The sequence below is a fragment of the Enterobacter nematophilus genome (assembly GCF_026344075.1).
Taxonomy (GTDB): Bacteria; Pseudomonadota; Gammaproteobacteria; order Enterobacterales; family Enterobacteriaceae; genus Enterobacter; species Enterobacter nematophilus.
In genome coordinates this window covers 1-20905 of the sequence record NZ_JAPKNE010000015.1, presented here as the reverse complement: position 1 = coordinate 20905, position 20905 = coordinate 1, and the positions used below count along the sequence as shown (strand labels likewise).

The window sequence follows — 20905 nt, the reverse complement described above, 5'->3', positions numbered from 1 at the left end:
AACAGGTCACTGCTGTCGGGTTAACGCCCGACAGCAGAGTGTGCTAACTCCGACGGGAGCAAATCCGTGAAAGACTTATTAAAGTTTCTGAAAGCGCAAACTAAAACCGAAGAGTTTGATGCGATCAAAATTGCTCTGGCTTCGCCAGACATGATCCGTTCATGGTCTTTCGGTGAAGTTAAAAAGCCGGAAACCATCAACTACCGTACGTTCAAACCTGAGCGTGACGGCCTTTTCTGTGCACGTATTTTCGGGCCAGTAAAAGATTATGAGTGCCTGTGCGGTAAGTACAAGCGCCTGAAACACCGTGGTGTGATCTGTGAGAAGTGCGGCGTTGAAGTGACCCAGACCAAAGTACGCCGTGAGCGTATGGGCCACATCGAGCTGGCGTCTCCGACTGCTCACATCTGGTTCCTGAAATCTCTGCCGTCCCGTATCGGTCTGCTGCTGGATATGCCGCTGCGCGATATCGAACGTGTACTGTACTTCGAATCTTATGTTGTTATCGAAGGCGGGATGACGAACCTGGAACGTCACCAGATCCTGACTGAAGAGCAGTATCTGGACGCGCTGGAAGAGTTCGGTGACGAATTCGACGCGAAGATGGGTGCGGAAGCTATTCAGGCCCTGCTGAAGAGCATGGATCTGGAGCAGGAGTGCGAGCAGCTGCGTGAAGAGCTGAACGAAACCAACTCCGAAACCAAGCGTAAAAAGCTGACCAAGCGTATCAAACTGCTGGAAGCGTTCGTTCAGTCTGGTAACAAACCAGAGTGGATGATCCTGACCGTTCTGCCGGTTCTGCCGCCAGATCTGCGTCCGCTGGTTCCGCTGGATGGCGGTCGTTTCGCAACGTCCGATCTGAACGATCTGTATCGTCGCGTTATCAACCGTAACAACCGTCTGAAACGTCTGCTGGATCTGGCTGCGCCAGACATCATCGTACGCAACGAAAAACGTATGCTGCAGGAAGCGGTAGATGCCCTGCTGGATAACGGTCGTCGCGGTCGTGCGATCACCGGTTCTAACAAACGTCCTCTGAAATCTTTGGCCGACATGATCAAAGGTAAGCAGGGTCGTTTCCGTCAGAACCTGCTCGGTAAGCGTGTTGACTACTCCGGTCGTTCTGTAATCACCGTAGGTCCATACCTGCGTCTGCATCAGTGCGGTCTGCCGAAGAAAATGGCATTGGAGCTGTTCAAACCGTTCATCTACGGCAAGCTGGAGCTGCGTGGCCTGGCCACCACCATCAAAGCCGCTAAGAAAATGGTTGAGCGTGAAGAAGCTGTCGTTTGGGATATCCTGGACGAAGTTATCCGCGAACACCCGGTACTGCTGAACCGTGCACCAACGCTGCACCGTCTGGGTATCCAGGCATTTGAGCCAGTCCTGATCGAAGGTAAAGCTATCCAGCTGCACCCGCTGGTTTGTGCGGCCTATAACGCCGACTTCGATGGTGACCAGATGGCTGTTCACGTACCGCTGACGCTGGAAGCCCAGCTCGAAGCGCGTGCGCTGATGATGTCTACCAACAACATCCTGTCTCCAGCGAACGGTGAGCCAATTATCGTTCCTTCTCAGGACGTTGTATTGGGTCTGTATTACATGACCCGTGACTGTGTTAACGCCAAAGGCGAAGGCATGGTGCTGACTGGCCCTAAAGAAGCTGAGCGTATTTATCGTGCTGGCCTGGCCTCTCTGCATGCGCGCGTTAAAGTGCGTATCACCGAATACGAAAAAGATGCAAACGGCGAATTCGTTGCGAAAACCAGCCTGAAAGACACGACTATCGGCCGTGCCATTCTGTGGATGATCGTACCGAAAGGTCTGCCTTTCTCCATCGTCAACCAGGCGCTGGGCAAGAAAGCGATCTCCAAAATGCTGAACACCTGTTACCGCATTCTGGGTCTGAAGCCGACCGTTATCTTCGCTGACCAGACAATGTATACCGGCTTTGCTTATGCAGCGCGTTCAGGTGCATCTGTTGGTATCGATGACATGGTCATCCCAGAGAAGAAACACGAGATCATCTCTGAAGCGGAAGCCGAAGTTGCTGAGATCCAGGAGCAGTTCCAGTCTGGTCTGGTAACCGCGGGCGAACGCTACAACAAAGTTATCGATATCTGGGCAGCGGCGAACGATCGTGTATCCAAAGCGATGATGGATAACCTGCAAACCGAAACCGTTATTAACCGTGACGGCGTAGAAGAGCAGCAGGTTTCCTTCAACAGCATCTACATGATGGCCGACTCCGGTGCGCGTGGTTCTGCGGCACAGATTCGTCAGCTGGCAGGTATGCGTGGTCTGATGGCGAAGCCAGATGGCTCCATCATCGAAACGCCAATCACCGCGAACTTCCGTGAAGGTCTGAACGTACTCCAGTACTTCATCTCCACGCACGGTGCGCGTAAAGGTCTGGCGGATACCGCACTGAAGACAGCGAACTCCGGTTATCTGACGCGTCGTCTGGTTGACGTTGCGCAGGATCTGGTTGTAACCGAAGACGATTGTGGCACCCTCGAAGGTATCACCATGACCCCGGTTATCGAGGGTGGTGATGTTAAAGAGCCGCTGCGCGATCGCGTACTGGGTCGTGTGACCGCGGAAGACATTCTGAAGCCGGGTACCGCAGACATTCTGGTTCCACGCAATACGCTGCTGCACGAACAGTGGTGTGACCTGCTGGAAGCGAACTCTGTTGACTCCGTGAAGGTGCGTTCCGTTGTATCCTGTGACACCGACTTTGGTGTGTGTGCGCACTGCTACGGTCGTGACCTGGCGCGTGGCCACATCATCAACAAGGGTGAAGCCATCGGCGTTATCGCGGCACAGTCCATCGGTGAGCCGGGTACACAGCTGACGATGCGTACGTTCCACATCGGTGGTGCGGCATCTCGTGCGGCTGCTGAATCCAGCATTCAGGTGAAAAACAAAGGTAGCATTAAGCTCAGCAACGCGAAGTCTGTTGTTAACTCCGCAGGCAAGCTGGTTGTGACCTCTCGTAACACCGAGCTGAAGCTGATCGACGAATTCGGTCGTACCAAAGAGAGCTATAAAGTGCCTTACGGTGCTGTTATGGCGAAAGGTGATGGCGAGCAGGTTGCCGGCGGTGAAACCGTTGCAAACTGGGATCCACACACCATGCCGGTTATCACCGAAGTAAGTGGTTTCATCCGCTTTACTGACATGATCGACGGCCAGACCATTACTCGTCAGACCGACGAGCTGACCGGTCTGTCTTCTCTGGTAGTTCTGGATTCTGCAGAACGTACTACCGGTGGTAAAGATCTGCGTCCTGCACTGAAAATCGTTGATGCTCAGGGTAACGACGTTCTGATCCCAGGTACCGATATGCCTGCGCAGTACTTCCTGCCGGGTAAAGCGATTGTACAGCTGGAAGATGGCGTACAGATCAGCTCTGGTGACACCCTGGCGCGTATTCCTCAGGAATCCGGCGGTACCAAGGACATCACCGGTGGTCTGCCACGCGTTGCGGACCTGTTCGAAGCACGTCGTCCGAAAGAGCCTGCAATCCTGGCTGAAATCAGCGGTATCATCTCCTTCGGTAAAGAGACCAAAGGTAAGCGCCGTCTGGTTATCACGCCAGTAGATGGCAGCGAGCCGTACGAAGAGATGATTCCTAAGTGGCGTCAGCTCAACGTGTTCGAAGGTGAACGTGTAGAACGTGGTGACGTGGTTTCCGACGGTCCAGAAGCGCCGCACGACATCCTGCGTCTGCGTGGTGTGCATGCTGTTACTCGTTACATTGTTAACGAAGTACAGGACGTATACCGCCTGCAGGGCGTTAAGATTAACGATAAGCACATCGAAGTTATCGTTCGTCAGATGCTGCGGAAAGCAACCATCGAAAACGCGGGCAGCTCCGACTTCCTGGAAGGCGAGCAGGTTGAATACTCACGCGTTAAGATCGCTAACCGCGATCTGGAAGCGAATGGCAAAATCGGTGCGACCTTCGCACGCGATCTGCTGGGTATCACCAAAGCGTCTCTGGCAACCGAGTCCTTCATCTCTGCAGCATCGTTCCAGGAAACGACTCGTGTCCTGACCGAAGCCGCTGTTGCAGGTAAACGTGATGAACTGCGCGGTCTGAAAGAGAACGTCATCGTGGGTCGTCTGATCCCGGCCGGTACCGGTTATGCGTACCACCAGGATCGTATGCGTCGTCGCGCAGCGGGCGAACTGCCAGCTGCACCGCAGGTTACTGCTGAAGATGCATCCGCGAGCCTGGCAGAACTGCTGAACGCAGGTCTGGGCGGTTCCGACAACGAGTAATCGTTGATGCCGTAAATAAAAAACCCGCCTCGGCGGGTTTTTTTATATCTGCATTTATTCAATTCACTAGCGGGATGCGTCTATAAAGCTCAATCATATCGCCCGCCAGATCCTGAATAACCATCGCGTTCATCAGGTGGTCCTGAGAATGAACGGTAATCAGGTTAACCGGCAGTTTTCCGGTCCCTTCGTCAAGGCCGATAAGCTGCGTCTGGATCGTATGCGCGTGCTTCACATATTCGCGGGATTCTTCCATCGCTTTTTCAGCTTCGTCAAAATCACCTTTACGCGCCATCTGCAAGGCCGTCAGGGCCGCACTGCGCGCCGCACCGGCGTTGACCAGCAGTTCCATGATTGTGGTTTCTAAGTCTTCCATTATGGCTCCAGCAGTTTGAGCGCTTTTTCCAGTACGGCATCGCCTTTCATCATGCCGTAATCCATCATGTCGATCACCGCGACCTTTTTGCCCAGCGGGTCGGCCTGCGCCTGCAGTTTAGCCTGCTCGTATTTAACCTGTGGCCCCAGCAATACGATGTCGGCCGTCGCGATATTGTCTTTAAACTCCGCAACCGGAACGGCTTTAATGGTGACTTCAACCCCTTTTTTCTGCGCGGCATCTTTCATACGTTGAACCAGCATGCTGGTTGACATTCCCGCTGCACAGCATAAAACGATGTTCTTCATAATCAGCCTCGATCTACATGTGTTTATTGATAATTATCCCGCACAGAGAGCTTCAACAACCGCTTTACCACGATTGTGTGTCAGGCATCACAAAGAAAGCGGCATTTTTCTGAAACCGGTTACAATTCTTCAGGTAAGAGAGAAAGTCAGCCGACGGCAGTGCGAACAATACGGTTTTTTCCCTGCTTTTTAGCACTGTAGAGCGCGTTATCAACGCTACCTACAAATTGTTCCAGCGGTTCGAAGTGCCATTCACCCAGACCCGCGCTGAACGTGACGTGCAGATTTTCTTCCCGCCAGACGCGTCTTTCAACGGCGGTGCGCCATGCGTCAAGCAATGAAAATGCGGCAGCGATCTGCTCGGCCTGGAAAATTACCGCGAACTCTTCACCACCGTAGCGATAGACCGAGACGTGGTGGGGCTGCATTATCTGGATCCCCTCACGCGCCACGTTACGCAGGACAATGTCGCCGCTCAGATGTCCCCACGTGTCGTTAATTGACTTGAAGTTATCAATATCAACCAGCGCCATCGCGAAAGGCTGGTGGGCAGTTAATAATTCCTCCACATCGCTATCGAACGCACGGCGGTTTTTGCAGCCGGTCAGCGCATCGTGAGTGGCCTGACGAACATACGCCATCTCACGTTCTTTATTGGACTGGATGGTGTGGCTCAGCATCGCTTCCAGACGTGGTGCCTGGCTCACATCGCCCGTTTTGATCGCGTTGATAATGGTCATCAATACGGTACGCGAGGCGTGGCGCAGATAGAGGCCGAAGAGAATGATAATGATGGCCGCCAGCGCGAAACCCCAGCCTACGATCGTCGTTTCGTGTCGGGTAATATCGGTAAGCGTTGCGCCAGAGACCCGGTAGATAACAAACCAGTCCGGATTGGTAAATGAGTAGTAGTAATACCAGGTGTTGGTTTTTTTGTCGTAAAGATGGCCTTCGCCGCTGGTCATTTTGTCCATCAGCGCTTCGCTGACGTACTGTTTGAAAAGCGCGCCCGTATCAGGGTGCAGCACGACGGCGCCATCTCGCTCGACGACGAAGAATTCCCCCTGAACAGGAGCAACCATCTGACGCAGGGTGTAGCCCATTGACGTTAAGTCAAGATGAAACGCGATCGTACCCTTAAGTCGACCTTCTGGTGAAATCAACGGCTTATAGAGCGTGACCGTCGGATGGCCGTTGAAGTAGTCCATATAGGGACGAGTGTAGTGGCTGAAGATACTGGCTTCAGCATGGGCGACAAACCACGGACGCGTCCGGGGATCGAAGGTTTTACTCTTTTCCGTCTGGAGCACTTCCGGCGCGCGCAGATAATGTCCCTGCGTGTCTGCCAGCGAGATGGAAGATACGGTCGGCATCAGGTTTTGCAAATGCATCATCATCTGCAGCCCTTGCGTCGGGTCGACGTTGAGGGTCTCGTTTAGCCTGTCATCGCGTGCAAAGTACATCGCGGAGCGGCCCAGTATATAGTCGTTTTCACGCAGGATAGACTCGGTGTAGTTCACCGCAAGGTTATGGGTGAAATTGCCATTAATCTTATGATAGTCCTCTAGGAAATCCTTTCGTTGTGAAAGTGTTACCACGACCGCGATCAGCGCAAAACTGCACAGGATCCCCGCGAAGCTGAGCATAATTGGTCGGGTGAAAGAGAGCTTTTTGCTGTGAAGTGCCATGAGTTGTACATCGATCCTGATGGTGAATATTTTTCGTCTGCCGATATCCTCTCAGCATAGTCGCTGTCCTGCGGTTAGCGGTGAATTATACGGAACACGATTTCAGACGAGATGATTTATCTTAAGAATCACTAAGAAATACCTTATTCATACCATTTCGCCCATTTTATGCACGGAGACTGAGGCAGGGCGAAACGAGGAAGAAGCTTTTCGCCCTGGTCAGCGTCCGTTGCTGACCTGATGACAATAAAAAACCGGACGATCGCTGACAATCATCCGGTTTTGCCTTTCCGTAGCGCCTCGATAATTTTTTACCGTGTTGCAGTGCGTTACATCGTCATTGCGAGGCTCTTCCCAGCCAGCTGTCCCAGTCTTTCCACACAGGCTGCAGTCCCTGTGCCGACAGGGCGGCGGCAACGGCTTCCGGACGCCGTCCGTCATGCGGTGCAAACTGCTCAAGCTCCGGATGGTCGTCTGCATATCCGCCCGGCTGCGTTTTGGAAAACGCGCTGACGTTGTTAATCGCCAGCGGAATGACGCGATCGCGAAACGCCGGGGACTCACGCGTTGAGAGCGATAATTCCACTTCCGGGGCGAGCAGGCGAAACGCGCAGATGGTCTGCACCAGCTGGCGTTCATCCATCAGCGAAGCCGGTTCAATGCCTCCTGCGCAGGGGCGCAGGCGTGGGAAGGAGATGGAGTATCGGGTCTGCCAGTAGTGCTGCTGCAGCCACAGCAGATGTTCTGCCACCATGTAGCAATCTACCCGCCAGCTATCGGAAAGCCCAATTAGCGCACCCAGCCCGATTTTATCGATCCCGGCGCGGCCCAGCCTGTCCGGCGTTTCCAGCCGGAAGAAGAAATCCTGCTTCTTCCCCTTCAGGTGATGCCGGGCGTACGTCGCCTCGTGGTAGGTTTCCTGATAGACCATGACTCCGTCCAGCCCGAGCGTTTTTAACTCCGCATACTCGTCCTGCGACAGGGGCTGAACCTCCATCTGCAACGACGCAAACTCCCGACGTATGGCAGGCAGATGCTGGCGGAAATAGTCCATTCCCACTTTCCCCTGATGCTCGCCCGTGACCAGCAGAAGATGCTCAAAGCCCATGTCACGAATGGCCGCACACTCGCGTGCGATTTCCTCCTCATCAAGCGTTTTCCGCTTGATGCGGTTGCTCATGGAGAAACCACAGTAGGTACAGTCGTTGGCGCACAGGTTCGAAAGATAGAGCGGGACGTAGAAGCTCACCGTGTTGCCAAACCGCTGCCGGGTGAGGCGCTGGGCGCGCTGCGCCATCGGTTCAAGGTAGGCGCTGGCCGCCGGAGAGAGCAGGGCCATTAAATCCTCCCGGTTCAGATGACGGGCATTCAGCGCGCGCTCGACGTCAGCAGTCGTTTTGCTGTTAATGCGCAGGGCTATATCGTCCCAGTTAAGCTCGCGCCAGCGCTCGGTAAACGTGCTCATGAGAGCGCCTCCAGAAAACCGGTTAGCGGGCTGGTGGCCTGTGCCTGAAAACTGCGCGAGCCGGGGCCTGACTCTCTGGCCAGCACGCCAGCCTGCACGGCGAGACGAAACGCGCGCGCCATCATTACCGGGTCGTCGGCCACCGCAATGGCGGTATTCACCAGCACCGCGTCGGCCCCCATTTCCAGCGCCTGCGCGGCATGGCTGGGCACGCCGATGCCCGCATCCACTACCACCGGCACGGTCGCCTGCTCGATGATGATTTCCAGCATCGCGCGGGTTTCCAGACCCTGATTGGAGCCAATTGGGGCGCCCAGGGGCATGACGGCGGCACAGCCGACCTCTTCCAGACGCTTACACAGCACGGGATCCGCGCCGCAGTAAGGCAGAACGGTAAACCCCTGCTGCACCAGCTTTTCTGCGGCTTTCAGAGTCTCGATTGGGTCGGGCAGCAGCCAGCGGGCGTCCGGGTGAATTTCCAGCTTCAGCCAACGGGTGCCGAGCGCTTCCCGCGCCAGCTGTGCGGCGAAAATCGCCTCCTCGGCCGTTTTCGCGCCGGAGGTGTTGGGCAGCAGCGTGACGCCGGCTTCCAGCAACGGGGCAAGAATGGCATCGTTGTGCTGGCGGAGGTCCACGCGCTTCATCGCCAGCGTCACCAGCTGGCTACCGCTTTCACGGATGGCATCCACCATCAGCTGCGGCGAGGCGAATTTGCCTGTTCCGGTAAACAGATGTGAATCAAAGACTTTATCAGCAATACGTAACATCTTAGCCCCCTGCGATAACCTGAAACAGCAGGATCTGGTCGCCTTCAGTGACCTGCTGATGCTCCCACTGCTCGCGCGGCAGGATCTGTTGATTGAGCGCCAGCGCCGTTCCCGGCTTGAGCTGGCGTAATTTATCGAGCAGTACGGCAACGGTAAGCCCGTCTTCGCAGCTCATCGGCTCATCGTTAAACAGAATGCGCATCGTGGCCTCCGCATACCGGGCAGTGGCTGGCGCGGTGTAGCGCCAGATGGCGCCAGCCGCTGGAGCGGGCGTCGAACAGGCGCAGCGTGTTGCGTTCCGTCTCCATGCCGCTGAGCAGCTTGATGGCCTCCAGCGCCTGCAGCGTGCCCATCACGCCCACCACCGGACCAAGCACGCCAGCCGTGCGGCAGTTGCGCGCCGGCTCGGCATCGTCCGGCCACAGGCAGCGATAGCAGCCCTGCGCCCACGGCGGCGTCAGGACCATCATCTGCCCGCCGAACCCCACCGCGCTGGCGGTGATCAGCGGCGTATTCTCTGCTACGCAGGCGGCGTTGATGGCCTGACGCGTCGCCATATTGTCCGTACAGTCCAGCACCGCGTCGGCAAGGGCGACTTCACGGCGCAGGCTTTCACCGCTCAGCCGCGTCTGGAGTGCAATCAGTTCGATATCCGGATTAAGCTGGTGTAGCCGCTGTCGGGTGATCTGCGCTTTGGGCTGGTTAATGTCCTCAGTTGTGAAGAGAATTTGCCGCTGCAGATTGCTGATGTGCACCTCGTCGTCATCGGCCAGCACCAGCGTGCCCACGCCCGCACCGGCCAGATAGAGCGCGGCAGGCGCGCCTAACCCGCCCAGACCGACAATCAGCACCCGGCTTGAGAGCAGCTTTTGCTGCCCGTCGATGGCGATATCCTCCAGCAGGATCTGGCGGCTGTAGCGCATAAAATCGCGGTCATTCATCGCCCGCTCCTGCCAGCTGTAAAAGCTGTTCGGTGGCGGACCGCCAGTTTGCCGCCTGGGTGATGGCGCTGACGACGGCGATACCGCCGACGCCGGTCTCCAGCACCGCCGGGGCGCGTTCAAGGCTGATTCCGCCGATGGCGACGGTCGGGTAATCGGCAAGGCGCTTAACGTGGCTCGCCAGCTGCGTCAGCCCCTGCGGTGCCGAGGGCATCAGCTTGGTTTGCGTCGGGAAGACGTGGCCGAGGGCGATGTAAGAGGGGCGGGCCGCCAGCGCCACGTCGATTTCCATATCATCGTGTGTTGAAACGCCAAGGCGCAGGCCAGCCTGGCGGATGGCGTTCAAGTCGGTGGTTTCCAGGTCCTCCTGACCCAGATGCACGCCGTACGCCCGGTGCTTAACGGCCAGCCGCCAGTAGTCGTTGATAAACAGGCGGGCGTCGTAGCGGCGTCCCAGCGCGATGGCGGCAACCACATCGGCCTCTACCTCTTCATCGCGCTTATCCTTGATGCGCAGCTGGAGGGTGCGAACGCCGGCCTCCAGCAGGCGTGCGATCCACTCCACGCTGTCTACCACCGGATAGAGCCCTAACCGGAAAGGGACAGGAGGAAAGTCGGGCTGGTACATTACGCCTCCTCTTTTTTGAGGTAGATTTCGCCGCCTTTCGCGCGGAAGGTTTCTGACATGTCCGCCATACCGACTTCAATGGTCTGCGCGGCGGCGTAGTCGCGCACTTCCTGGCTAATTTTCATCGAGCAGAACTTCGGTCCGCACATGGAGCAGAAGTGCGCCACCTTGCCCGATTCCTGCGGCAGGGTTTCGTCGTGGTAGGCGCGGGCGGTGAACGGATCGAGCGCCAGGTTGAACTGATCTTCCCAGCGGAATTCAAAGCGCGCTTTGGACATGGCGTTGTCGCGGATTTGCGCGCCCGGATGGCCTTTCGCCAGGTCCGCCGCGTGGGCGGCAATCTTGTAGGCGATCAGCCCCTGCTTTACGTCCTCTTTGTTTGGCAGCCCGAGGTGCTCTTTTGGCGTGACGTAGCAGAGCATGGCGCAGCCGAACCAGCCGATCATCGCCGCGCCAATCCCGGAGGTGAAGTGGTCGTAGCCCGGTGCGATATCCGTGGTCAATGGCCCCAGGGTATAGAACGGCGCTTCGTGGCAGTGCTCCAGCTCCTCGGTCATATTGCGGCGGATCATCTGCATCGGCACGTGCCCAGGGCCTTCAATCATCACCTGCACGTCATACTCCCAGGCGATTTTGGTCAGCTCGCCCAGCGTGTGCAGCTCGGCAAACTGCGCTTCGTCGTTGGCGTCGCGGATAGAGCCCGGACGCAGGCCGTCGCCCAGCGACAGCGATACGTCATAGGCGGCGCAGATTTCGCAGATCTCGCGGAAGTGTTCGTAGAGGAAGTTTTCCTGATGATGGGACAGGCACCACTTCGCCATGATGGAACCGCCGCGCGAGACGATGCCGGTCAGACGTTTCGCCGTCATCGGTACGTAGCGCAGCAGCACGCCCGCGTGAATGGTGAAGTAGTCCACGCCCTGTTCTGCCTGCTCCAGCAGCGTGTCGCGGAACGCTTCCCAGGTGAGATCTTCGGCGATGCCGTTGACCTTCTCCAGCGCCTGGTAAATCGGGACGGTACCGATCGGCACCGGGCTGTTACGCAGGATCCATTCGCGGGTTTCGTGGATGTAGCGGCCAGTGGAGAGGTCCATCACCGTGTCCGCGCCCCAGCGCGTTGACCAGACCAGCTTTTCCACCTCTTCTTCGATGGATGACGTCACCGCCGAGTTGCCGATGTTGGCGTTAACCTTCACCAGGAAGTTGCGGCCGATAATCATCGGCTCGGATTCCGGGTGGTTGACGTTGGCGGGGATAATCGCGCGCCCGGCGGCCACTTCGTCACGCACAAACTCCGGCGTGATGTTTTCCGGCAGACGAGCGCCAAAGCCTTCGCCGGGATGCTGGTGGCGCAATATTTCGCTGCGGATGCGCTCGCGGCCCATATTTTCGCGGATGGCGATGAACTCCATCTCCGGCGTAACGATACCCTGGCGCGCGTAGTGCAGCTGGGTTACGCATTTGCCCGCTTTAGCGCGTTTTGGCGTCAGCAGGCCGGAAAAGCGCAGCTCGTCCAGACCGTCGTCGGCCAGGCGTTCTTTGGTGTACGCAGAGCTGCGCACGCTCAGCTCTTCGCAGTCGTTACGCGCGTCAATCCACGGCTGGCGGAGCTTTGCCAGACCCTGCTGGACGTTAATGGCGACAGAGGGATCGCCGTACGGGCCGGAGGTGTCATACACCGGCACGGCTTCGTTGTCTTCATACTGGGGGTTATCTTTGCTGCCGCCGATAAGCGTCGGGCTGAGCTGGATTTCGCGCATTGGGACGCGGATATCGGCCTGCGAGCCGGTAATGTAGATGCGTTTCGAGTTCGGAAAGGCGGTACCTTCCAGGGTGTCGATGAAGCGTTGGGCGTGTTCGCGCTGTTCGCGGCGGGTCAGTTTAGTAGTAGACATAGCTCATTCCAAAAGTGAAGGACATGGCTTGTCAGACGACGGATGAAGCAAGAGAAGATCGCCCAGGGGCGATTCAACAGCAGTGTAACTCTTGTTCCCTTCGCAGGTATTAGCCTGATCAGGTTCCGCGGATCCCGAATTAACGGTCTCAGCCCGTGCTTTCACACTGGGCACTCCGACAAGAAAAATCCCCCTCCGCAGAGGGGCGAATGGTTGTAAATTACTCGTTAACGATTAAGAACTCAAGCCGGGCGCACGACGTTATCTTCGTGGCTGACGTCCAGGCCGTTATCCAGGGCGAGGGCGATCAGCTTATCTTCCAGCGTGAATCGCTCCTCCAGCGCTTCGCCAAGATCGGAAAGCGCCTGCTGGAACTCAAGATAATTATCGTGATCGATGGCATTCTCGAGCGTGGAATCGTAGTAATCCATGATCTGCTGGGTGTTGGCTTCCAGCAGCGGACAAAGTTTGCTGGCCGCTAAACAGGGATTTGTGCCTTCCATTTCGCGGATAATGCGTTCATAAATGTTGAAATGGCCGTCGGAAAGGTAGTCGACCAGGCTCTGACAAAAATCATCCAGCGCTTTTTCATTCAGCCGCATAAAGGATTCTTTGCCAGGCTTAAGACCGACCAGATTGTAATACGCCACGAGGAGATGCTTGCGTACATGTAGCCAGCGATCCACCAGTGTGTTACTTCCTCCAACGCGCTCCGTCAGACTTTCTAGCTGGTTTAACATGGTCGACTCCGCAAAGTTTAGAATGGGATCTACTTATCCAAAATGTAACCACAATGCTAACAACATGTCAGTGAAGCGAAGGTAGTGCAATAGATATGGATCGTATTATTGAAAAATCAGATCTGGGTTGGTGGATCGTCAGCCACGAACAGAAGTTGTGGCTGCCCGGTGGAGAAATACCTTACGGTGCGGCAGAAATCTTCGATCTTGTCGGTCAGCCCGCTCTGCGGATCGGCGAGTGGCAGGGCGATCCGGTGTGGTTGATCCGACAATCTCGGCGACAGGATATGGGATCCGTTCGCCAGGTGCTGGATCTGGACGCGGGGCTGTTTCAGCTGGCGGGGCGGGGCGTGCAGCTGGCGGAGTTTTACCGCTCGCACAAATACTGTGGCTACTGCGGGTATACCATGCACCCGAGCAAAACCGAGTGGGCTCTGCTCTGCGGCCACTGCCGTGAACGCTACTATCCGCAGATTGCGCCGTGCATCATCGTCGCCATCCGCCGGGACGATTCCATCCTGCTGGCGCAGCATACGCGTCATCGCAACGGCATTCATACCGTGCTGGCCGGTTTCGTCGAAGTGGGCGAAACGCTGGAGCAGGCGGTGGCGCGCGAGGTGATGGAAGAGAGCGGAATCAAGGTGAAAAACCTACGCTACGTGACGTCGCAGCCGTGGCCGTTCCCGATGTCCCTAATGACGGCGTTTATGGCGGAATACGACAGCGGCGAGATCGTTATCGACCAGAAAGAGCTGCTGGAGGCAAACTGGTATCGTTATGACGATCTGCCTCTTCTACCCCCGCCGGGTACGGTGGCGCGCCGCCTGATAGAAGATACCGTGGCAATGTGTCGGGCCGAGTATGAGTAGTGTTACACTGAGGCCATGACGCTTAAGGAACTGCAAAAATGACCGAACTGAAGAACGATCGTTATCTGCGTGCGCTGCTGCGCCAGCCCGTTGATGTCACCCCGGTGTGGATGATGCGCCAGGCGGGACGCTATCTGCCAGAGTACAAAGCCACGCGCGCGCAGGCGGGTGATTTTATGTCGCTGTGCAAAAACGCCGAGCTGGCCTGTGAAGTCACGCTCCAGCCGCTGCGCCGCTACCCGCTGGATGCCGCCATTCTCTTTTCGGACATTCTCACCATTCCGGACGCCATGGGCCTTGGGCTCTATTTCGAAACCGGCGAAGGCCCGCGCTTCACCTCCCCAATTAAAAGCAAAGCCGATGTGGATAAGCTGCCAATCCCCGATCCGGAAGGCGAGCTGGGCTATGTGATGAACGCCGTGCGCACCATTCGCCGCGAGCTGAAGGGCGAAGTGCCGCTGATTGGCTTCTCCGGCAGCCCGTGGACGCTGGCCACTTACATGGTGGAAGGGGGCAGCAGCAAAGCCTTCACCATGATTAAAAAGATGATGTACGCCGAGCCGCTGGCCCTGCATGCCCTGCTCGACAAGCTGGCGAAGAGCGTCACGCTCTATCTCAACGCGCAGATTAAAGCGGGCGCGCAGTCGGTGATGATTTTCGACACCTGGGGCGGCGTGCTTACCGGGCGTGATTATCAGCAGTTCTCCCTGTATTACATGCACAAAATCGTCGATGGCCTGCTGCGTGAAAACGAAGGTCGCCGCGTGCCGGTGACGCTGTTCACGAAAGGTGGCGGTCAGTGGCTGGAAGCGATGGCGGCGACCGGCTGCGACGCGCTGGGCCTCGACTGGACGACCGATATTGCCGATGCGCGCCGTCGCGTGGGCGACAAAGTGGCGCTGCAGGGCAACATGGATCCGTCCATGCTCTATGCGCCGCCAGCACGTATTGAAGAAGAAGTGTCGACTATACTGTCTGGTTTCGGCCAGGGTGAAGGGCACGTCTTTAACCTCGGCCACGGCATTCATCAGGATGTGCCGCCAGAACACGCTGGCGTATTTGTGGAGGCGGTGCATCGGCTTTCTGCCCAGTATCACAAGTAAGGAGTGGTTATGGATCTCGCGTCGCTACGCGCTCAGCAAATCGAACTGGCTTCATCAGTGATCCGCGAGGATCGTCTGGATAAGGATCCTCCGCAGTACATTGGCGGAGCGGACGTCGGGTTCGAGCAGGGCGGTGAAGTGACGCGAGCGGCGATGGTGGTGCTGAAATACCCTTCGCTTGAACTGGTGGAGTACAAGGTGGCGCGCATCGCGACCACCATGCCGTATATCCCCGGCTTTCTCTCCTTCCGCGAATATCCCGCGCTGCTGGCCGCGTGGGAGCAACTTTCGCAAAAACCTGACCTGCTGTTTGTCGATGGACACGGTATTTCCCATCCGCGCCGCTTAGGCGTTGCCAGCCACTTTGGGCTGCTGGTGGATGTGCCGACCATTGGCGTAGCAAAAAAACGCCTGTGTGGTGCGTTTGAGCCGCTCTCCGCCGAGCCGGGCGCGCTGGCGCCGCTTATTCATAAAGGCGAGCAGCTGGCGTGGGTCTGGCGCAGCAAGGCGCGCTGTAATCCATTGTTTATCGCGACCGGGCATCGGGTCAGCATGGACAGCGCGCTGGCGTGGGTGCAGCGCTGCATGAAGGGCTATCGTTTACCGGAGCCGACGCGCTGGGCTGACGCTGTCGCCTCCTCGCGTCCGGCTTTTGTTCGTTGGCAGGAAATTCAGCCGTGATTCAGGTAAACTGCGGCTAATTTTCGATTCGAGACATCATCATGCTACAAAACCCGATTCATCTGCGCCTTGAGAAGCTGGAAAGTTGGCAGCACGTGACGTTTATGGCTTGCCTGTGCGAGCGCATGTATCCCAACTACGCCGCGTTCTGTAAGCAAACGGAGTTTGGCGAAGGCCAGATTTATCGTCGTATCCTGGATTTAATCTGGGAGACGCTGACGGTGAAAGATGCGAAGGTGAACTTCGACTCTCAGCTGGAAAAGCTGGAAGAGGCGATCCCGGTTGCGGATGATTTTGACCTGTACGGAGTTTATCCGGCGATTGATGCCTGCGTGGCGTTAAGCGAGCTGCTCCACTCCCGTCTGAGCGGTGAAACGCTGGAGCATGCAATTGAAGTCAGTAAGGCATCCATTACGACCGTCGCGATGCTTGAAATGACCCAGGAAGGTCGTGAAATGACCGACGAAGAGCTGCGTGCTAATCCGGCCGTTGAGCAAGAATGGGACATCCAGTGGGAAATTTTCCGCCTGCTGGCAGAGTGTGAAGAACGCGATATTGAGCTGATCAAAGGGCTGCGTGCAGACTTACGCGAGGCCGGTGAGAGCAATATTGGTATAATTTTTAACCAATGAGACAACAAAACGTGATTTAACGCCTGTTTTGTCGCACCTCGACTCTTCCCTTCTGCCCCCCGTCTGGTCTACATTTGGAGGGCGAAAAAAAGTGGCTATCGGTGCGTGTATGCAGGAGAGTGCTTTTTTGGCATTTTCGTCGCACTCGATGCTTAGCAAGCGATAAACACATTGAAAGGATAACTTATGAACAAGACTCAACTGATTGATGTAATTGCGGACAAGGCTGATCTGTCTAAAGTGCAGGCTAAAGCTGCTCTGGAATCTACCCTGGCTGCTATTACTGAGTCTCTGAAAGAAGGCGATGCTGTACAACTGGTTGGTTTCGGTACCTTCAAAGTGAACCACCGCGCTGAGCGTACTGGCCGCAACCCGCAGACCGGTAAAGAAATCAAAATCGCCGCAGCTAACGTGCCGGCATTTGTTTCTGGTAAAGCACTGAAAGACGCTGTTAAGTAAGACGCGTGGCAGTGAACAGTTTTAGCGAAGGGGCGGCAACGCCCCTTTTGTCTGTCTGGCGTGGAACGCTCGCGCTGGCAGGTATGCTGCTGCTGTCCGCCTGTAGCCACGACACCTCCCTGCCGCCGTTTACCGCCAGCGGTTATGCGGACAACCAGGGGGCGGTCAGGATCTGGCGCAAAGATTCCGGCGGCGAAGTGCATCTGCTCTCAGCCTTCAGCCCGTGGCATAGCGGTAATACGTCAACTGCGGAATATCGCTGGCAGGGAGATGACCTGTCGCTGATTGAACTGAACGTCTACAGCAAAACCCCCGAACACGTGAAAGTGCGTTTTGATGACCATGGCGAGCTGAGCTTTATGCAGCGTGAAGTCAGCGGTCAAAAACAGCAGCTTTCCAGCGATCAAATCGCCCTCTACCGATACCGTGCCGAACAAATCCGTCAGACCAGCGACGCGCTGCGTCTGGGACGCGTTGTGCTGCGCCAGGGGCGCTGGCATGCCGATGGGACGGTGACCACCTGCGAAGGGCAGACGGTGAAGCCTGAGCTCGAATCCTGGGCGACCGAACATATTCAGCGCCGTCAGCGTCATTCATCAATGGAAGTGAGTGTGGCGTGGCTGGAAGCGCCGGAAGGCTCTCAGCTGCTGCTGGTGGCGAACGAAGACTTCTGCACCTGGCAGCCGACAGAGAAGAGTTTTTGATTTAAGTTCCCTCTCCCCTGAGGGGAGAGGGTTAGGGTGAGGGGCGAAGACGGCTCCGTTACTCCCCCTGCTCCCGCGCAATCGCGCGATAGCCGATATCCTGGCGGCTGAAGCTGCCGTTCCAGTGAATATCCGCCATCAGCGCATAGGCGCGCTTCTGCGCTTCTGCCACGGTATGGCCCAGCGCGGTCGCACACAGAACGCGGCCGCCGTTGGTCAGCACGCGATCGTCGTCAGCCAGCTTCGTACCGGCATGGAACACCTTCGCGCCTTCAACTTCTTCCAGCGGCAGGCCGTGGATCTCATCCCCGGTGCTGTAGCTACCCGGATACCCCCCCGCCGCAATCACCACGCCCAGAGACGCGCGCTCGTCCCACTCTGAGGTTTTCTCGTCCAGCTTGCCCTCACAGGCCGCCAGGCACAGATCCACCAGGTCAGATTTCATGCGCAGCATGATGGGCTGCGTTTCCGGATCGCCGAAGCGGCAGTTGAATTCAATCACCTTCGGGTTGCCCTGCTTGTCGATCATCAGGCCCGCATAGAGGAAACCGGTGTAGGTGTTGCCTTCCGCCGCCATCCCTTTCACGGTTGGCCAGATGATGCGGTCCATGGTGCGCTGATACACTTCATCCGTCACCACCGGGGCAGGGGAGTAGGCGCCCATCCCACCGGTATTCGGGCCGGTATCGCCGTTGCCCACGCGCTTGTGATCCTGGCTGGTGGCCATCGGCAGAACGTGTTCGCCGTCGACCATCACGATAAAGCTCGCCTCTTCACCGTCGAGAAACTCTTCGATCACGATGCGGTGGCCCGCATCGCCAAAGGCGTTGCCGGCCAGCATATCCTGAACCGCGGCTTCCGCTTCTTCGAGGGTCATCGCAACGATAACGCCTTTCCCGGCGGCCAGACCGTCGGCCTTGATAACAATCGGCGCGCCTTTTTCACGTAACCAGGCCAGAGCAGGCTCCACTTCGGTGAAGTTCTGATATTCCGCCGTAGGGATGTTATGACGCGCGAGGAAATCTTTGGTGAAGGCTTTGGAGCCTTCCAGCTGTGCGGCACCTTCCGTTGGGCCGAAGATTTTCAGACCCGCGGCGCGGAAGGCGTCAACCACGCCAATGACCAGCGGCGCTTCCGGGCCGACGATGGTCAGGTCGATTTTCTCACTCTGGGCAAAGTTCAGCAGCGCCGGAATATCGGTTACGCCAATAGCCACGTTCTGCAGCGTGGGTTCCAGCGCGGTACCGGCGTTGCCCGGCGCTACGAAGACTGTTTTCACCAGCGGAGACTGCGCCGCTTTCCACGCCAGAGCGTGCTCGCGCCCGCCGTTACCAATCACTAATACTTTCATTTTCTGCTCCGGGAATTAATGGCGGAAGTGACGCATGTCGGTGAAGATCATCGCGATGCCGTGCTCGTCGGCTGCGGCAATCACTTCGTCGTCGCGGATAGAGCCGCCAGGCTGGATCACACAGGTGATACCCACAGCAGCCGCCGCGTCGATGCCGTCACGGAACGGGAAGAAGGCGTCAGAAGCCATGGCGGAGCCTTTCACTTCCAGCCCTTCGTCGCCTGCTTTAATGCCGGCAATTTTTGCGGAGTACACGCGGCTCATCTGGCCGGCGCCTATCCCGATTGTCATGTTCTCTTTCGCGTAGACGATGGCGTTAGATTTGACGAACTTCGCCACTTTCCAGCAGAACAGCGCGTCACGCAGCTCCTGTTCGGTCGGCTGACGTTTGCTCACCACGCGCAGGTCGGCTTCTGTCACCATCCCCAGATCGCGATCCTGAACCAGCAGGCCGCCGTTCACGCGCTTGAAGTCCAGGCCCGGCACGCGCTCCGCCCACTGACCGCAGACCAGCACGCGCACGTTCTGTTTCGCCGCGGTAATTTTCAGCGCTTCTTCGGACGCGGATGGCGCAATGATCACTTCAACAAACTGACGGGAGATGATGGCCTGCGCGGTCTCAGCATCCAGCTCGCGGTTGAAGGCAATAATGCCGCCAAACGCGGAGGTCGGGTCGGTTTTGTAGGCGCGATCGTAGGCATCCAGAATAGAGGTGCTTACCGCAACGCCGCATGGGTTGGCGTGCTTGACGATAACGCAGGCCGGCTCGCTGAACTCTTTCACGCATTCCAGCGCGGCGTCGGTGTCGGCAATGTTGTTATAGGAGAGGGCTTTCCCCTGAACCTGCTGGGCGGTCGCAACAGAGGCTTCTTTTACCTCTTCTTCTATATAGAAGGCAGCCTGCTGGTGGCTGTTCTCGCCGTAACGCATATCCTGCTTCTTAATGAAGTTCAGGTTCAGGGTGCGCGGGAAGCGGCCAGAAGGCTCTTTGCTTTCATCGTGGTAAGCCGGCACCAGGCTACCGAAGTAGTTGGCGATCATGCTGTCGTACGCGGCAGTGTGTTCGAAGGCTTTGATGGCGAGGTCGAAACGCGTTTCCAGCGTGAGCGACCCTTCGTTGGCGTCCATCTCATTAATAATGGCGCTGTAGTCGCCGCTCTTTACCACGATGGCCACATCTTTATGGTTCTTGGCTGCGGAGCGCACCATGGTCGGGCCGCCGATATCAATATTCTCTACGGCGTCTTCCAGAGAGCAGCCTTCGCGGGCGACGGTCTGCGCGAACGGGTAGAGGTTAACGACAACCATATCGATGGGGGCAATATTATGCTGCTCCATAATGCCGTCGTCCTGACCGCGACGGCCAAGAATGCCGCCGTGCACTTTCGGATGCAGGGTTTTAACGCGTCCATCCATCATTTCCGGGAAACCGGTGTAGTCGGACACTTCGGTTACCGGCAGACCTTTATCTGCTAACAGGCGAGCGGTACCGCCTGTGGAAAGCAGCTCCACACCGCGTGCGGAAAGTGCCTGAGCGAATTCGACGATACCGGCTTTATCAGAAACACTGAGCAGAGCGCGGCGGACTGGACGACGTTGTTGCATGGTAAATCCCCTGGATTTCACGATTACAGAGAGCGTTAGATGAATTTTCCTGTGAAAAACTCATCTAACACACCTGACGGGGCATCCTTGTTAAGCGCGAGCATTTTAACGAAAACGTTTGCGCAACGCTCGCACATTTTCACTTTTTCGTATCATTGTGGATAAGTCTGTGCGTAAAAAGGTATAAGGCGGGGTTTTGCTGTGGAATGCAGCAGTCAGTCATTTTTCTGTCATTTAGCGGTTGCGGCCTGCGGAGAACTCCCTATAATGCGCCTCCATCGACACGGCGGATGTGAATCACTTCACAGTTAACCCGGTCGGTTGAAGAGAAAAAATCCTGAAATAACGGGTTGACTCTGAAAGAGGAAAGCGTAATATACGCCACCTCGCAACGGTGAGCGAA

The 20905-nt window shown here is 56.9% G+C and carries 19 protein-coding genes and 1 riboswitch; of the genes, 7 read left to right on the top strand and 12 right to left on the bottom strand.

Translation table 11 applies throughout. The annotated features are described in order from the left end of the window. The first annotated feature begins 66 nt into the window (after positions 1-66). Complete coding sequence (gene rpoC, locus OSH03_RS21685; protein WP_028015097.1) at positions 67-4290, top strand: DNA-directed RNA polymerase subunit beta'; 4224 nt, start codon at positions 67-69, stop codon at positions 4288-4290. Between the two features lie 58 nt (positions 4291-4348). Here the strand turns inward: rpoC and OSH03_RS21680 are convergent, their stop codons facing one another. From OSH03_RS21680 to OSH03_RS21635, 10 genes are all read right to left on the bottom strand, one after another. Beyond that, positions 4349-4666, bottom strand: a complete 318-nt coding sequence (locus OSH03_RS21680; protein WP_003862327.1) for a PTS lactose/cellobiose transporter subunit IIA — start codon at positions 4664-4666, stop codon at positions 4349-4351. Further along, positions 4666-4974 carry a PTS sugar transporter subunit IIB gene (locus OSH03_RS21675; protein ID WP_266180066.1) on the bottom strand — a complete coding sequence of 103 codons (309 nt, stop codon included), beginning with the start codon at positions 4972-4974 and terminating at the stop codon, positions 4666-4668. The genes OSH03_RS21680 and OSH03_RS21675 overlap by 1 nt, the downstream gene beginning before the upstream one ends. 146 nt (positions 4975-5120) lie before the next feature. Continuing rightward, positions 5121-6662, bottom strand: coding sequence for a sensor domain-containing diguanylate cyclase (locus tag OSH03_RS21670; protein WP_266180065.1), 1542 nt, complete (start codon positions 6660-6662; stop codon positions 5121-5123). Positions 6663-6999: 337 nt separating this feature from the next. Then, the gene (gene thiH, locus OSH03_RS21665; RefSeq protein WP_061096563.1) at positions 7000-8127 is read right to left on the bottom strand and encodes a 2-iminoacetate synthase ThiH; all 1128 of its coding nucleotides are present in this window, start codon (positions 8125-8127) and stop codon (positions 7000-7002) included. Further along, positions 8124-8894, bottom strand: coding sequence for a thiazole synthase (gene thiG / locus OSH03_RS21660; RefSeq protein WP_266180064.1), 771 nt, complete (start codon positions 8892-8894; stop codon positions 8124-8126). The genes thiH and thiG overlap by 4 nt, the downstream gene beginning before the upstream one ends. Before the next feature lies 1 nt (position 8895). Continuing rightward, positions 8896-9096: a sulfur carrier protein ThiS gene (gene thiS / locus OSH03_RS21655; protein ID WP_061096562.1), complete on the bottom strand. Its 201-nt coding sequence runs from the start codon at positions 9094-9096 to the stop codon at positions 8896-8898. Next, a complete protein-coding gene (locus OSH03_RS21650) occupies positions 9080-9835 on the bottom strand; it encodes a HesA/MoeB/ThiF family protein (RefSeq protein WP_266180063.1) in 756 nt (251 codons plus the stop codon). The genes thiS and OSH03_RS21650 overlap by 17 nt, the downstream gene beginning before the upstream one ends. Continuing rightward, entirely contained in the window at positions 9828-10463 is a 636-nt protein-coding gene (gene thiE / locus OSH03_RS21645; RefSeq protein WP_266180062.1) for a thiamine phosphate synthase, read from the bottom strand. Before thiE ends, OSH03_RS21650 begins: the two co-directional genes overlap by 8 nt. After that, positions 10463-12358: a phosphomethylpyrimidine synthase ThiC gene (thiC, locus tag OSH03_RS21640; protein WP_266180061.1), complete on the bottom strand. Its 1896-nt coding sequence runs from the start codon at positions 12356-12358 to the stop codon at positions 10463-10465. The genes thiE and thiC overlap by 1 nt, the downstream gene beginning before the upstream one ends. 78 nt (positions 12359-12436) lie before the next feature. Next, positions 12437-12546: riboswitch (TPP riboswitch) on the bottom strand. A 54-nt stretch (positions 12547-12600) separates the two neighbouring features. Continuing rightward, the gene (locus tag OSH03_RS21635) at positions 12601-13098 is read right to left on the bottom strand and encodes an Rsd/AlgQ family anti-sigma factor (RefSeq protein WP_061096558.1); all 498 of its coding nucleotides are present in this window, start codon (positions 13096-13098) and stop codon (positions 12601-12603) included. Between the two features lie 95 nt (positions 13099-13193). On the opposite strand from OSH03_RS21635, the gene nudC reads away from it, so the two are divergent. The 6 genes from nudC to OSH03_RS21605 all read left to right on the top strand — a co-directional run bounded on the left by nudC (position 13194) and on the right by OSH03_RS21605 (position 17546). Beyond that, complete coding sequence (gene nudC, locus OSH03_RS21630; protein WP_266180060.1) at positions 13194-13967, top strand: NAD(+) diphosphatase; 774 nt, start codon at positions 13194-13196, stop codon at positions 13965-13967. A 38-nt stretch (positions 13968-14005) separates the two neighbouring features. Further along, positions 14006-15070, top strand: coding sequence for a uroporphyrinogen decarboxylase (gene hemE / locus OSH03_RS21625; protein WP_061096556.1), 1065 nt, complete (start codon positions 14006-14008; stop codon positions 15068-15070). A 9-nt stretch (positions 15071-15079) separates the two neighbouring features. Then, positions 15080-15751, top strand: coding sequence for a deoxyribonuclease V (gene nfi / locus OSH03_RS21620; RefSeq protein WP_080330442.1), 672 nt, complete (start codon positions 15080-15082; stop codon positions 15749-15751). Between the two features lie 41 nt (positions 15752-15792). Next, positions 15793-16383 (top strand): YjaG family protein, encoded by a 591-nt coding sequence (locus tag OSH03_RS21615; protein ID WP_061096554.1) that lies wholly within the window; start codon positions 15793-15795, stop codon positions 16381-16383. Positions 16384-16569: 186 nt separating this feature from the next. After that, on the top strand, positions 16570-16842 hold the full coding sequence (hupA, locus tag OSH03_RS21610) for a nucleoid-associated protein HU-alpha (RefSeq protein ID WP_002445246.1): 273 nt from the start codon (positions 16570-16572) through the stop codon (positions 16840-16842). Between the two features lie 11 nt (positions 16843-16853). Further along, positions 16854-17546 carry a DUF1481 domain-containing protein gene (locus OSH03_RS21605; RefSeq protein ID WP_151413566.1) on the top strand — a complete coding sequence of 231 codons (693 nt, stop codon included), beginning with the start codon at positions 16854-16856 and terminating at the stop codon, positions 17544-17546. Positions 17547-17604: 58 nt separating this feature from the next. Here OSH03_RS21605 and purD read toward each other — a convergent pair whose 3' ends face one another. Next, entirely contained in the window at positions 17605-18897 is a 1293-nt protein-coding gene (gene purD, locus OSH03_RS21600) for a phosphoribosylamine--glycine ligase (protein ID WP_266180059.1), read from the bottom strand. 15 nt (positions 18898-18912) lie between these two features. Then, positions 18913-20502 (bottom strand): bifunctional phosphoribosylaminoimidazolecarboxamide formyltransferase/IMP cyclohydrolase, encoded by a 1590-nt coding sequence (purH, locus tag OSH03_RS21595; RefSeq protein WP_266180058.1) that lies wholly within the window; start codon positions 20500-20502, stop codon positions 18913-18915. Positions 20503-20905: the final 403 nt, after the last annotated feature.